The organism is Virgibacillus kimchii (genome assembly GCF_055379185.1).
Genome location: NZ_AP043951.1, coordinates 3,623,126 through 3,637,261 on the forward strand (window position 1 = coordinate 3,623,126; position 14,136 = coordinate 3,637,261).

Annotated in this window: 13 protein-coding genes and 1 pseudogene; 10 read left to right on the plus strand and 4 right to left on the minus strand. The window is 41.6% G+C overall.

Annotated elements, in window-relative coordinates:
* Nucleotides 1-136 precede the first annotated feature (136 nt).
* Together ACZ42C_RS17600 and ACZ42C_RS17605 are read left to right on the plus strand one after the other, a co-directional pair.
* Nucleotides 137-589 carry a DUF2269 domain-containing protein gene (locus tag ACZ42C_RS17600; protein ID WP_461180429.1) on the plus strand — a complete coding sequence of 151 codons (453 nt, stop codon included), beginning with the start codon at nucleotides 137-139 and terminating at the stop codon, nucleotides 587-589.
* A 406-nt stretch (nucleotides 590-995) separates the two neighbouring features.
* Nucleotides 996-2,585: an esterase/lipase family protein gene (locus ACZ42C_RS17605; protein ID WP_461180430.1), complete on the plus strand. Its 1,590-nt coding sequence runs from the start codon at nucleotides 996-998 to the stop codon at nucleotides 2,583-2,585.
* 194 nt (nucleotides 2,586-2,779) lie between these two features.
* On the opposite strand, the gene ACZ42C_RS17610 is transcribed toward ACZ42C_RS17605, so the two are convergent.
* Nucleotides 2,780-3,823, minus strand: coding sequence for a D-alanyl-D-alanine carboxypeptidase family protein (locus ACZ42C_RS17610; protein WP_464891298.1), 1,044 nt, complete (start codon nucleotides 3,821-3,823; stop codon nucleotides 2,780-2,782).
* A 102-nt stretch (nucleotides 3,824-3,925) separates the two neighbouring features.
* Nucleotides 3,926-5,158 carry a peptidase T gene (gene pepT / locus ACZ42C_RS17615; RefSeq protein ID WP_461180432.1) on the minus strand — a complete coding sequence of 411 codons (1,233 nt, stop codon included), beginning with the start codon at nucleotides 5,156-5,158 and terminating at the stop codon, nucleotides 3,926-3,928.
* Between the two features lie 82 nt (nucleotides 5,159-5,240).
* On the opposite strand from pepT, the pseudogene ACZ42C_RS17620 reads away from it, so the two are divergent.
* From ACZ42C_RS17620 to ACZ42C_RS17645, 6 genes and pseudogenes are all read left to right on the plus strand, one after another.
* Nucleotides 5,241-5,665 (plus strand): annotated as a pseudogene (locus ACZ42C_RS17620) (N-acetyltransferase family protein).
* A 1-nt stretch (nucleotide 5,666) separates the two neighbouring features.
* On the plus strand, nucleotides 5,667-6,509 hold the full coding sequence (locus ACZ42C_RS17625) for a sulfurtransferase (RefSeq protein WP_461180433.1): 843 nt from the start codon (nucleotides 5,667-5,669) through the stop codon (nucleotides 6,507-6,509).
* Nucleotides 6,510-6,565: 56 nt separating this feature from the next.
* Nucleotides 6,566-7,153 carry a DNA-3-methyladenine glycosylase I gene (locus ACZ42C_RS17630; RefSeq protein WP_461180434.1) on the plus strand — a complete coding sequence of 196 codons (588 nt, stop codon included), beginning with the start codon at nucleotides 6,566-6,568 and terminating at the stop codon, nucleotides 7,151-7,153.
* Between the two features lie 35 nt (nucleotides 7,154-7,188).
* Nucleotides 7,189-7,731 carry a DUF3267 domain-containing protein gene (locus tag ACZ42C_RS17635; protein WP_461180435.1) on the plus strand — a complete coding sequence of 181 codons (543 nt, stop codon included), beginning with the start codon at nucleotides 7,189-7,191 and terminating at the stop codon, nucleotides 7,729-7,731.
* Between the two features lie 107 nt (nucleotides 7,732-7,838).
* Entirely contained in the window at nucleotides 7,839-9,083 is a 1,245-nt protein-coding gene (locus ACZ42C_RS17640; protein WP_461180436.1) for an MFS transporter, read from the plus strand.
* Complete coding sequence (locus ACZ42C_RS17645; RefSeq protein WP_464891299.1) at nucleotides 9,080-9,421, plus strand: DnaJ family domain-containing protein; 342 nt, start codon at nucleotides 9,080-9,082, stop codon at nucleotides 9,419-9,421. Before ACZ42C_RS17640 ends, ACZ42C_RS17645 begins: the two co-directional genes overlap by 4 nt.
* 81 nt (nucleotides 9,422-9,502) lie before the next feature.
* Here the strand turns inward: ACZ42C_RS17645 and ACZ42C_RS17650 are convergent, their stop codons facing one another.
* Both ACZ42C_RS17650 and ACZ42C_RS17655 read right to left on the minus strand, forming a co-directional pair.
* Entirely contained in the window at nucleotides 9,503-11,254 is a 1,752-nt protein-coding gene (locus ACZ42C_RS17650; RefSeq protein WP_461180438.1) for a methyl-accepting chemotaxis protein, read from the minus strand.
* Between the two features lie 147 nt (nucleotides 11,255-11,401).
* Nucleotides 11,402-11,941: an HD domain-containing protein gene (locus ACZ42C_RS17655; protein ID WP_461180439.1), complete on the minus strand. Its 540-nt coding sequence runs from the start codon at nucleotides 11,939-11,941 to the stop codon at nucleotides 11,402-11,404.
* A gap of 178 nt (nucleotides 11,942-12,119) precedes the next feature.
* Between ACZ42C_RS17655 and ACZ42C_RS17660 the strand changes: the two genes are divergently transcribed.
* Together ACZ42C_RS17660 and fni are read left to right on the plus strand one after the other, a co-directional pair.
* Nucleotides 12,120-13,061: a DMT family transporter gene (locus tag ACZ42C_RS17660; RefSeq protein ID WP_461180440.1), complete on the plus strand. Its 942-nt coding sequence runs from the start codon at nucleotides 12,120-12,122 to the stop codon at nucleotides 13,059-13,061.
* An 11-nt stretch (nucleotides 13,062-13,072) separates the two neighbouring features.
* On the plus strand, nucleotides 13,073-14,128 hold the full coding sequence (gene fni, locus ACZ42C_RS17665; protein ID WP_461180441.1) for a type 2 isopentenyl-diphosphate Delta-isomerase: 1,056 nt from the start codon (nucleotides 13,073-13,075) through the stop codon (nucleotides 14,126-14,128).
* Nucleotides 14,129-14,136 lie beyond the last annotated feature (8 nt).

Sequence of the window (14,136 nt, forward strand, 5' to 3'; positions counted from 1 at the left end):
AACCAAAAGGAAAACAGGGAAAACTGTTGTTTTTTTGTTAAAATTACACGGGCCTGCGTGAGAAATATCACAGTCTCTTCAAAAGGTTACTATATACTGAGTTTAGAAGAAAGTATTCCAGTTGGAGGCACGTGAAATGACTTTGTATGAGTTACTTGTTTTTATTCATATTTTCTCAGCTATTTTGGGCATGGGGCCCGGCTTCGTCATGATCCATGTCGTCAGGAAAGCGAATACGATGACTGAACTGAGGCATGCCTACCAGATTCGAAACAGGCTTCATATCTTCGTGATGATCGGCGGTAGCCTTTTATTAATTACCGGCTTATGGATGGGGTTTCTTAATACGTATCTATTGTCACAGGGATGGTATATAGTCAGTCTGATATTGTTTTTAATCGCTTTGGCGTTTGGTCCGACTGTTTTATCTCCGCGCTCAAAACCAGTTAAAAAACTATTGCAGGACCATAATGGAGAAGAGATTCCGACCGAATATTACACCTTATCCAATAAGTTGTTTTTCTATGAACGTATAGAAAATGGAATTTTTTTAGTCGTTATTGCGTTAATGATCTTAAAGCCATTTTAATTTAAATAAACGGATGGTGAAAGGAGCCAGTATGTGCTTGCTAAAGCATATGCTGGTTTTTTTGCATGTTAAGAACCTTTAACTGAGAAGTCGATTTGCGGAAGCTCAAATTTATTATGTGACTCTTTCACCAAAGAGTAGTGAATTCGAATTTTCCAAAGCAGAAAAGAAAGTTTTACTTTTACATAAGTGCGATTAACGCAGAGTGGGAAGAGATAATGAAATTTCTAATATTTTCCGGAAAAGGGTGTTTATTCTACTTACAACCAGGGAACTCATTTATTAAACTGAATAGTTGTATTAATGGGAAAATTAGCACGTTAATAAATGCCTATGTGCAGGAAGGAGGATAGATCGAAAGTAGCGTATGTTTGACAACAAATAATGGTATAAAAGGAGAATGAAAATGATAGAAATGTTAAAACGGTCCCTGTTTCTCGGTTTTTTAGCTATTTTTTCAATGGTCGTCATTTTTCAGATTCAAGCTGCTGCAAGTGAGGAATCAGGTCCAGACCAACCGGTTCCGATCGTGGAAACAGACAACATCTCCATTTCAGGCAAAGCGGGTAATGGAAATGATGAAACACCTGGGCAATGGTATATAGGGGATACCCCTTCTCAACCGGTTTCCAATGCACCAGTTCTTTTGTTTGTGCCCGGTCTGAATAATGTGGCACAAATATTTTGGGAAGATAATGACATGTACGAAACAGCGTTAAATGCCGGTTACCAGACAGCGTTTATTCAGATGCATGATGCAGGCGGAGCGTCGGCGGATATGTGGGATAATGGGGAACTTCTTGCTGAGAAGATAGAAGAGATCTCCAACCATTTTAATGGCGCCCCCATCACCATTGTAGCTTACAGTAAGGGTGGGGTGGATACACAAACCGCACTGGCTTATTACGGGGCATGGCAATATGTTGATAATGTAATTACGCTATCAAGCCCCCATCATGGTTCCCAGCTTGCTGATTTGGCCTACAGCTCCTGGGCAGGGTGGATTGCAGATTTGATAGGAGCACGCGGGGACGGAACCTATGCAATGCAAACGGCAAATATGGAAAACTTCCGGACGCAAATGGAACAAGAGCCTTTCGCTTATTATAATGATTTTTATACGCTGGGTGGAACGGACTGGGGGTCCATGTTTTCGTCCAATTGGTTTGGAGGTACTTATTTGTCGCAGTATGGACCTAATGATGGTGTTGTAACGGTGGAGAGCAGTAATTTACCTGGTGGACAGGAGGTGGACATTGGAGACTGGAACCATACGTCCATAAGAACGGGTGAAACTTTTCCGGTATTCGAACCGTATTTGATGGCTGAGCAGTCTTTAGACATATCTTCTTCTGCAAAGAATGCGGATAACAACTCTTCGGCAGTGAACCAGTGGATTCATGGTGGAGCCTTGGATGCGGGAGCCGCAAATGAGCTTTCCCTTGCTGTCGAGGATGGCGTAAAAAATATATCTTTGCATATAATGACATCCACCGAATTGTCAGATATAAGTTTAATAGATCCTTCCGGGGAAGAGGTAACACCTAACATAGCAACAAAAACAAATAAGGAAGATGTTTTTGCCGGGGCGACCAGTCACTATATTACGCTTGATAATCCGATGGCCGGGGAATGGTTTATCAACATGGATGCCATGAAAGATGATGGCTATTTGCTGTTGGCAGATTATACAGCTGCCCCGCTGATTGTCGGAAATGAGGTATCCGAATCAAAGGGAATCTACCAGGTGGAAGTTGATCGTACTCAAGTGCAGCAGGATACCATGAAAGCAACGTACCATATTACGCAATCCAGCAGCCCTGAAAATAGCACAGAACATTCGGCAAAAGGTGTAAATTTGAATTTAAATATAGACGAAACTTTGGCATTTAAAAAAAGAGTTGAAGTGTATAATGTAACGGTTGATATAGAAGGATTAACCAGTACGGGAGAGGTTTTCAAACGGACGATTGTTGATTCAGTATTTATAGATTAAGAGGAATGAGTAAGGATGGCGCGGAGGAGCGGTTCATCATCCAAAGCATGGAACTTCAGAACTTAACTTGGGGTTTAGAAGCAAAAGGTGATCCAATGAAAATTTTCGGATCACCTTTTGGATGCTGAGATATGCGTTTTTGCCTAAGTCATTACCTTACTGCATGAAGGAAGAATGGGGTGATCAGGACAGAATCAGTCTTGTCCCAAATATTCCTCAAAGGTGATGTCCTGTTCCGTTATTTCCTTTGCAGCCTGTTCCCCGACATATCTCAAATGCCAAGGTTCATACTGATATTGGGTAATATCCTCTTTTCCCTCAGGATAACGGATTATATAGCCAAAATTGGCTGCATGCTCCTTCAGCCATTTTCCTTCATCTGTTTCAGCGAACTCCACCGTTAAACCAAAGCCGACATCGGGACTGGTGACATCCATGGAAAGCCCGGTTTGATGCTCGCTTTCTCCTGGCCGGGCGCTGAAGTTATTTGCATCTTCTTCCCCGTGTTGATTTACATTGGAAGCGAAAATAGCATCCTGACGGTCGTAGGAACGAAAGCCGGATTGGGCATATAATTCAAGTCCTGCTTCTTCTGCGGCCTGAAACATTTCTTCCAGCGGTTCCGCTGCAATTTCACGCATTTGTTTTTGTGGCAGATCGTCTTCAAATGGGAAAGGAATGTCCGGCACAACCAAATCCTCCGGGCTATAATCCTCCGGGAGGGCAAATTCTTTATTGACAAGTGCAAGTTGCTCGTAAGGGTTCGCCAATACGACAGACCCATGAGAAGTAGTCACTTCCTCCGTTGGAACGGGAAGCGCCTCACCTGGCTGAAAATCACTTACCTCTTCCTGGAAAAGATTATCCAGTTTCCGGCTTGTGTCTTCCTCATAGATCCCGGTAACCATCAGTTCATCGAATTGTAATTGCAAATCGGTAATCGCCCAGGTAGTGGCATCGTCATAAATTCCACTTGTCTCCATATCATAACCTATTTCACTCAGCACCTGCTGCAAGACTTCCACATCAGGACCGTCATCAAGCTTTTGCATGTGTGCATTTGGTGCTTCCGTCAATATATTATCTGCTTCCTCGTCAACGTCAGGTTCTGTGCTTTCTTCTTCATGCTCTGTTTCATCCGCGGGCGGTTCCTCTGTATCTGAAGGTGATTCAGTATTGCATCCTGTAAAAATAAAACTGAAGCAAAAAAGAACACCAGCAATCACTAAATACTTCATACTCATCATCATTCTCTCCTGTACCTGCGGGGTCAGACCCCCACCACATTAATACGTTAACGCGTTACTGTAGTGGGGGTCTGACCCCTCAATTCAAAAAATTCAGCTTTTGTGCGCGAATAGCCTGCTTATTTCTATGATAACATTTGTTGCTTTTTCCATGTTGTCTAGGGAGATATACTCAATGTTACTATGGAAATTTTCCCCTCCGGAAAAAAGGTTAGGTGTAGGCAAGCCCATGTAGGATAGCTGGGCGCTGTCCGTTCCACCGCGTAGCATCGTTATAGCGGGAACGACACCGTTGTTATCGATTGCTTCATAGGCAATATCTATGACTTCCTTAACAGGCTCTATTTTCTCCCGCATATTGTAATATTCATCCTTCATTTCCAATTCTATGCTACCTTCTCCGTACTTATTTTCCATTTCATCCACATATCTTTTTACCGTTTCCTTTCGATCTCTAAACCCGTTTTTATCAAAATCGCGAATGATGTACTTTACTTCTGTACGTTCTACATCGCCTTTAACGGAAATAAGATGGTAGAAGCCTTCATAGAAATCTGTATATTCCGGCGCCTCTTTCTCCGGGAATTTCCCGATAAATTCAGCGGCCATTTTTCCGCTATTCACCATTTTATTCTTAGCTGCGCCCGGATGGATATTAACCCCCTTAAAGATAATACGGGCGGCGGCTGCGTTAAAGTTTTCATACTGAATTTCTCCCAGTGATCTGCCGTTAACAGTATAGGCATAATCAGCTGCAAATTTCTCTATGTTAAATTTTTGCGTACTACGGCCAATTTCTTCATCCGGCGTAAAAGCGACACGGATTTTTCCGTGCTTAATTTCCGGATGCCTAATCAAATAATCCATCGCTGTTATGATTTCTGCAATTCCAGCTTTATTATCCGCGCCCAGTAAAGTGGTTCCATCGGTGGTAATGAGGGGATGTCCAAAATAGGCCATGGATTCCACAGATTTTTCCATAGGTATAACGACATTCAATTCCTCGTTAAGCGTAATGTCTTTCCCCATATACCGTTCGATTATTTGCGGATTTACATTTTTACCGGTGAAATCAGGCGAAGTATCCAGATGGGCTATAAATCCTATTACAGGTACATCCTTATCCGTATTTGCCGGAAGGGTAGCCATCACGTATCCGTGTTCATCGATAGTAACTTCCTCCATACCAATTTCCTTCAATTCATTTACTAAAAGTCTGGCCAGTTCCAATTGACCTGGTGTGGATGGGGTGGTTTCACTCGATTCATCCGATTGAGTATCAATTTTTGCATAAGTAATAAAACGTTCCATCATTGTTTCCCACATTGATTTCATCTCCTCAACACATAAACTGTCTGCTATAATTATAACTTAACAAAGCTGTTTAGCATATGGGGGATATATAAAAATGATCAGACGGGTGGATGAAAAGGATGCGAAAACTCTTGCGGCGTTAATCAGGCAGGTGGAAAGTGAAAGTTCATTTATGTTATATGGACCAGGAGAAAGGGAGTTGATCGAGGAAACACAACGCAGGATGATACGAAGGGTGGTGCAGCCAGGAAAAATAAACATAGCGCGTACTTTATAGTAGGAATCTTGGATGATTATCAGGGAAAAGGAATTGGCACGGCTTTATTCTGTGAACTGGAAAAATGGGCTATGCAAAATGGGCTGCATCGGTTAGAATTAACAGTAATTACAGACAATTTAGCAGGGATTACATTATATAAGAAAGCCGGTTTTCAAAAAGAAGGAGTAAAAAGAGACTCCTTATATATGGACGGGAAGTATGTAAACGAATACTATATGAGTAAAATACTGGAGGGATAGCATGTCTTATTTGGTCAGTGTCAACCGATTAAAAAACCGTTTGGAAAGCCCCCGGAATAATACCGTCATTGTGGATGTGAGATTTCAGCTGAGTGATCCGGATGCAGGCAGAAAACTATACTTAAAAGACCATTTGCCCGGTGCTGTTTACATGGATCTGGATAAGGACTTGTCCGGAAAACAGGAAAAGCATGGCGGCAATCACCCCTTGCCGGATATGAACATGTTTACGGCAAAACTGGGGAATATTGGGATAGATAATGATACTACGGTAATTATATATGACCAATCCAATGATATGTTTGCTGCCAGAATGTGGTGGATGATGCATTATTTAGGGCATGAGAAAGCATACGTGCTGGATGGCGGATATGAACGTTGGATCATGGATGGAAATGAAGTAACAAGTGAAATACCTCAATTGGAAGCAAAAACATATGAGCCATCCATTCGGACTGAAGCGAAAGCAGACATAGATGAAGTGAAGGAAAAACTTAAAAATCAATCCGCGCGTCTGATTGATTCGCGTTCCAGAGAGCGTTATTTAGGAAAAGTAGAACCTTTGTACGGAAAAGCCGGTCATATTCCTGGAGCGGAAAACTATTTTTGGAAGGGTATACTTAACGAAAATGGAAAATGGAAAAAGCCGGAAGAGCTGCAAAGTCATTTTAAAGCTTTTGATAAAGAAGAAGAGATTATTGTTTCCTGCGGTTCCGGAATTTCAGCCTGTCCAAACGTACTGGCATTAAAACTGGCCGGCTATGAAAATGTGAAATTATATCCCGGAAGCTTTAGTGACTGGATTTCCTATGAAGAAAATCAAGTGGAGACGAAGGAAGAGTAGTATGAAAGAAAGTTTCGTCTTGTGCTTTAAGCACAGCGAAAGGAATGATACTTAGCATGGAGAAAAAGCGTTGTGCCTGGGTATCAGATGAGCAGATTTATATTGATTATCACGATAACGAATGGGGGAGGCCGACCTATGGTGATCGTGAGCTGTTTGAGATGCTTTGTCTGGAAGGCGCCCAGGCCGGTTTAAGCTGGATTACCATTTTAAAGCGAAGAGAGAATTACCGGGAGGCATTTGACGGCTTTGATATTAATACCGTCAGTCAATATGATGAAAACAAGATTCAGGCACTCATGCAAAATAAGGGCATTATCCGAAATAAGTTGAAGGTTAATGCTGTAGTTAAAAATGCACAGGCAGTTCAGCGAATTCAGGAAAAGTATGGAAGCTTTCAAACGTTTATATGGTCTTACGTTGGTGGCAATCCGATGGAAATGAATCGTCAGACACAGGAAGATATTCCAGCCTATACGCAGGAATCAGAACAGATGAGCAAGGATCTAAAGAAACTCGGCTTTTCATTTGTCGGCCCAACGATCTGCTACGCCTTCATGCAGGCAACTGGCATGGTAAATGACCATACACAGGATTGCTTTTTAATGGGGTCTGACCCCTCAATTCCAAATATTCAGAATTAAGGGGTCAGACCCCCGACATAGTGGGGGGTGAATAAATGGAAGCGAAGCGGAATAATGGGGTAGTGGTGTCGATTTCTATGGTAAAAGTGAATATACTGGTGCTACTTGCCTGTATGGCAATGCTGGCTGGTGTAATATTTATACATGTACTTATTTTTGAGAGTGCAGAGTTGGCAGTCACCTTTTCCGGCATGCTTCTGTTTTTGATTGCCATGACCATTTTCGTTGTTTTGCATGAAGCAATACATTTGATTGGATTTCGCTATATTGGTGGAGTCCCGAAAAAGGAATTGGATTGGGGCGTTAATTGGAAAATGGGTGTTGTTTATGCCCATGCAAAACGACCGGTAACGGTGAAACAAATGAAAATCGTGCTGCTGCTTCCATTAATCCCTACAGGAATTCTGCCGCTCATCATAGGTATATCGTTCAATTATTTACCCCTCTCCATACTGGGGGTCATATTGACTGCAGGCTGCTTTGGTGACCTGGTATTATATCAAAAGCTATTAAAGTATCCTCATCAAGCGTTTGTTCTGGATCATCCTTCCAAACCACAGTTTACGGTTTATGAATAAATATGCGGTTGCATCCTAATTTTTTCACGGCAAGGCATGAAAATACCTGTTGCATTTAAATTCAAATTAAAATCTGGCAATTTATCTTCCTTTAAAGGGGACTTCAGATGAACAAAAGTATAAAAAGCTGGAAGGATCCAGTAATATTATTGTCCTCCATTGGTATTTCAAGTATAGGCGACTTTATTTATCTGGTTGCGATAAATATTATGGTTTACCAATTAACAGGATCAGCTGCAGCCGTTGCAGGATTATGGATTGTAGGCCCTTTAACAAATATTGTAACTAAATTCTGGACCGGCAGTTTCATTGATTATCGAAGTAAGAGAAAAGTTATCATTACAACGTACATATTGAGGTCAGTATTTATATTCCTCATCCCATTTGCGCCAAGTATGGCAGTAATCTATGGAATTCTTATCATATTAAGTGTGGCGAGGGCCTTCTTCACTCCATCCTCAACGACGTATACAACCATACTTATTCCACCGGAGAAAAGAAAACGATTTAACGCCATACGTTCATTTGCGACTTCCGGTGCATTTATTATCGGGCCTGCAATCGGGGGAGCCCTCATATTAGCAACCTCAGTAGAAATAACATTATGGATGAATGGCGTATTTTTTGTTATATCGGCAATTCTATTATTATTTTTACCTGAAAAAGAAAACAAGTCTAAAGAAGAAATACCTGCGTTAACTTTCTCCCAAGTGGTTCGTGATTTTACCGTTGTCAGGAAATTTATGATTAATAATAAATATGTATCCTATATCTATCTGGGCTTCATTTTGGTAATGATTTTTACTTTTGCCATGGATGCGCAGGAAGTGGTCTTTACGCAGCAGGTAATCGGGCTTTCAGAAATGGAATATAGTTTACTGATCAGTATAACCGGCATCGGATCTGTTACTGGTGCTGCTTTACTGTCGATCTTTTCAAATTCATTCTCGCTTAGACATATGATTGTTTTCGGTCTTATAATGACGACAATAGGCTACGTCATTTATGCATTTTCCTGGTCATTTGCATCTATTGTTGTCGGGTTCGTCATCCTTGGTTTTTTTAATGTGTTTCTAAACGCAGGTATAATGACTTTCTATCAAAATAATGTGCCTGTAGAGGTTATGGGAAGAGTGACAAGTATTTACCAGCTAATCCAAAGTGCTGTGCAAGTAATATTTATACTTGCCATTGGTTTTTTGGCTGACATCATTTCACTCCGAATCACCATTGTAACATTGGCACTTATTATGCTGATCTGTTCTTTTGTTTTTTCTTTTTTTGTATTGAGGCCGGGTGTAAAAATCTATTACCGTGAAGATTTGAAATACAACATTGAGGGTGAAACATGATGGACAGAAAACATAATGATTTAATCGGTGATATTTTAGATGCCTCCGGTGAGAAAGACAACTATAACTATAAAGGTAAAGGAAAACCGCTCCCTAAAAGCTACATGCAAAAAGATATACTGCAGAATTTCCAGGAAATAGCGAAAGATGCAGGATATGTACCTCCCTGGTTAAAGTTACAAAAGGAAATTTCCCTACTGGTGCATACTGCGAAAAATGAAAAGGATATCAAAGTAATAAATAAAAAGATCAGGAAATATAACACAATGTGCCCTTTTTCCATGCAAAAACGGCCCGTTCAGTTAAGTGAACTGGAACAGGCCAAAAAAGTTTGGTAGTTGGGGTCTGACCCCCCAATTCGCACAATTCCCAACATTCACAATTGAGGGGTCAGACCCCATGAGGAAGCCCTATGTCACTTAGAGTTTAAATGTTTTTACTTCATCGTCCAGTTGTTCGGCGAGTTTTGCGAGTTCATCTGCGCTGTAGGATACTTCTTCCATGGAGCTGGATGTCTCTTCTGCAGATGCTGCTGCTTCCTGGACGCCGGCTGCGGATTCTTCGGAAACGGAGGCGACTTCTTCAATTAAATTATTCATGTTGGTGCTGTTATCAGCTATTTCCTTTAGGTTTCCGCTTATATTGGATACTTTATCTACCATATCTGTTATGGCGGTATAAATTGATTCAAAGCTTTCTCCTGTTGTTCTGATTTGACCGGTTCCTTCCTGCACCTCGTGGTAACCATCATTCAAGGCTTCTACGACTTCTTCTGTTTCCGACTGTATATTATTTACAATCTGTGTTATTTCACCCACCGAAGCAGCTACCTGATCCGACAGCTTACGTACTTCATCGGCGACCACAGCAAACCCTCTTCCGTGTTCGCCGGCTCTGGCGGCTTCAATGGCTGCGTTTAAGGATAACAGATTTGTTTGATCAGCTATATCTTTAATAACTTTGACAAGCTTTGATATTTCATTTGACTGATGATCCAGCCCCTGTACTTTATCTACGGATTCAGCTACGATTGTATCAATTTTTTTCATTTGGTCTATGGATTCATTCATCAGTGATGTTCCTTTCTGTGTTAGTTGAAGCACGTCTTTTGAGTTAGCCGAAACAGCCTCTCCGTTCTGTTCCGATACCTTTACTTTTTCCACAAAAGTTCTCATACTTTCTGATAGTTCTGAGGCACTGTTTGCCTGAGTTTCAGCGCCTGTGGATAGCTCTTCCATTGTCGTTGCGATTTGTATATTCCCTTCTTTTACTTCGTTGGCTGCCTGGGTAAGTTCTTCACTTCTCTCGTTAACCGATCCTGACGCGCTGGTCACCTTACCAAGGATTTGCCGTATATTCTCTTTCATTTGGTTGACTGAAGCAGCTAATTGTCCAATCTCGTCCTTCCCTTGATAATTTATAGACATTGCTTGCAGGTTGCCATTTGCCATTTCCTTTGTCATCCGAACTACATCCCGAAGGTTTAGTGAAATTCGTCGGCTGATCCACACCAATAAAGTAATACCAATAATTATAGACAGCGCATTTGCCAAAGCCAAGACGATAATGCTTGAGTTCATATTATTCTCGGCATTCTCCACTGAACCTGCCTGATCGGCGGCGACAATTTCCATTAATTTTTCTATTTCTTCCACTGTTTGTGTGCGTAAACGGGAAGAGTAGTCCCGCAATGAAACAGCCATCGCATCCTGTCCCTCTTCCATGGATGGAATCATGCGATCGGTAAATGCATTATCAATAATCTCGTTATTCGTAGTTATTTGTTCAAATAAAGCAAGCTCTCTTTCTGTAGTCATCGTGGGTGCGATTTTTTCTTCAAGCACATGAAATGCATCCTGATATGCATGGAACGCATCAATGAAGGCCGTGTTTCCTGTAAGGAGATAATCCGCAGTCTGTACATCTTTTGCCTGTAGTATTTCAGCCATCTCGGCCATGTCATTTACTCGCTGGCTCTGTTCTTCAATGGTTGCTATATCCTCCCGCACCTCACTCAGCTGAAAATAGACAACCACTGTTGCTGCAATAAATAATAGGGCAGTTACTATGTAAACGGAGACATATTTTTTGCCTATTCTTACGTTTTTCCAATTAAATTTTTTGTCGCGCTGTTTTTTCTGTTTTAGCTTTCTCCATTTATTGTTCTTCATTATATATCCCCCAATTAGTGATACAGTCCTTATTTATATCGGCACGGTCGATATAAGTCTAAAGTACTAAATTGGGAGAAAATGCTTTTTATAGAAGCGAAAGAAAGGAGGGAACTGATATACAACAGTATATGGTTATGGGAAAATTCAATCAAAAACCCTTTTCACAGCGTCTTCAAATTCCCTGAAAAATGCAGGTATGTCTTCCTTTGCCAAGCCTTCATACATATTACCTGCTATGGATTGGTGATACCATTTCTGTTTGTCAAATCCGGCATTAAAATGCTCCCATATTGCTTCACCCAATATGGTAAGATCTTTTTCCATACTGAGGAGATTATCAAGTTTATCTGCAATGATTAAATATTTAACATCTTTTTCAGCATGTTTTACTGTATTGATGGTATGCTGCTTCCTTTCCTGCCAGGTTTTTGATTTATCTTCTGTGTGGGCAGCAACCAATTCGGCAACACGGGGACCGAACTCCCGGTGTATATCCTCGATTTCATAGGGAGTGTCTTCCACCACGTCATGTAAATAGCCGGCACTTACCACTTCCTGGCTGCACCCTGCTTTCTCCAGTCTTTCAGCCACTCGGATGGGGTGAGTAATATATGGAGCGCCGGAAGTCTTTCGAAACTGTCCCTCATGCGCCTTTTCTGCAAAGTACCTTGCCTTTTGTTTCATTTAATTACCTCCTGAAACAGATCATTACAACAATAAATGTTGGTTCCATAAAATGGTGTGCTCATTATAGCATAAAACTATGAATGTTAAGCTCCTTTTCCTTTCATTTCGGTATTAAAACAAGTAAAATTATATCCAGAAGGCGAGTTGTCCAGGTTCGCTGGAGAGAAGGGTGGAAATGAAAAAAGACTCATCGATGGCAATATATTTTTGGTTATTGCTGGTCCCGTTATTTTGGGGAGGGGCTTTTGTAGCTGCAGAACATGTAATTACAGAAATACCTCCCATTACAGCTGCTGCCTTCCGGTTTGGAACAGCAGGAATTATTTTATTTATGATCGTTTTACTGCAAAGAAAAATAGATATCCGTGCCATTAAAAAACAGTGGATACCTATTCTGTTTATGGCACTGACTGGTATTTTTGGCTATAATTTATTCTTTTTTATTGCCCTGGGGATAACATCACCTATAAACGGATCACTAATTATAGCAACTACACCGGTATTGATTACCCTGGGAGCCGTCATTCTTCTTGGTGAGACTTGGAATAAGCGCCTGGGGTTGGGACTTGCATTATCCCTCGTCGGGGTTATTGTTGTTATTTCCAAGGGGTCTGTACAAGCATTATTGCAGCTGCAGTTTAATACCGGCGATATGCTATTCTTATTAGCCCTGGCTTGCTGGGTTACCCATGGACTGCTGGGCAAAGTAGTGATGCGTGATGTTTCTCCCATAGTGACAACGACGTTAACTACATTGCTGGGCAGTGTTTTGCTCGGAATGGGGTCCCTGTTTGAAAATGGTTGGCATTTGTTGCCTGCCATGTCCGGACAGGCTTGGATGGAAATGCTTTTCATGATTGTTTGTTCATCGGTTGTCGGCTTTCTTTTATGGAATTACGGAATTAAACAGATTGGCGCAAGCAAGGCGAGTTTATATTTGAACCTTGTTCCGATTTGTACAGCATTTATTGCTGTTTTCCTTTATGGAGCTGCTTTTACATTGATTCAGTTGAGCGGCATGATGATGGTCTTATTGGGTGTTTATCTCGTAACAATTCACCCATATTTTAAAGAGAAAAGGTTAAAGCGAAAAATGCTGCATCTTAAATCCAGTTAGGAGGGTTTACCATGGAAACAGATATTAACAGAAGAAAAACAGAACATATACACCTTTGTTTAACACAGAATGTGGAAGGCGTCGATAAATCAACAGGATTGGAAGGGATCTCTTTCATACATAATGCATTGCCGGAAATTAATTTTGCTGATATTGAGCTGAACAGTTCATTTTTACAGAAGGAATTAAAGGCGCCATTTCTTGTCAGCTCCATGACAGGCGGTTCTGAACTGGCATCGGAAATCAACCATAATCTGGCTGAAGCAGCAGAGGAAAAAGGCTGGGCTGTAGCGCTGGGGTCGACAAGAGCCCTGCTGGAGAGTGATGCCCATAAGAAGTCCTTTATGATTCGTGAAAGCGCCCCAACGGTTCCGCTTATTGCCAACCTGGGTGCCGTTCAGTTAAATTACGGCTATGGTGCAGCGGAAGCACAGAAAATCGTCGATATGACAGAAGCAGACTCACTTGTTCTTCATTTAAATACGCTCCAGGAAGCGGTTCAGGATGGCGGGGACTTAAACTTTGAAAATCTGCTCCCGAAAATAGAAGCAGTCTGCAAAAAACTGAATGTACCGGTAGGAGTGAAGGAAGTCGGTTTTGGCATTGATGGGATTGCTGCGGAAAAATTGTATAATGCCGGTATATCCTATATTGATGTAGCTGGTGCCGGCGGGACGTCCTGGAGCCAGGTGGAAAAGCTACGTTCCCAGGATCCATTGAAAAATAGAGCAGCTGAAGCCTTCAATAATTGGGGACTGCCAACGAAGGATTGCCTTAACTCGGTGAGAAGCAGGCTGCCGAATGTACCATTGGTGGCCAGCGGCGGGATGAAAACCGGGGTGGATGCAGCAAAAGCCATTACCATTGGCGCAGATATTATCGGTTTTGCTCGTCAATTGCTGCAGGCTGCCACCGAATCATCAGAAGCTGTCATGACAACTATGGAACAAATCGAATTGGAATTAAAAATGACGATGTTTGGTATCGGTGTGAAAACATTGGATGAACTGAAAAATACGAAACGCGTAAGTGTTATGGGCAGGTCATTGCTGGAGGAAAACAGCTAAGCGGTTAT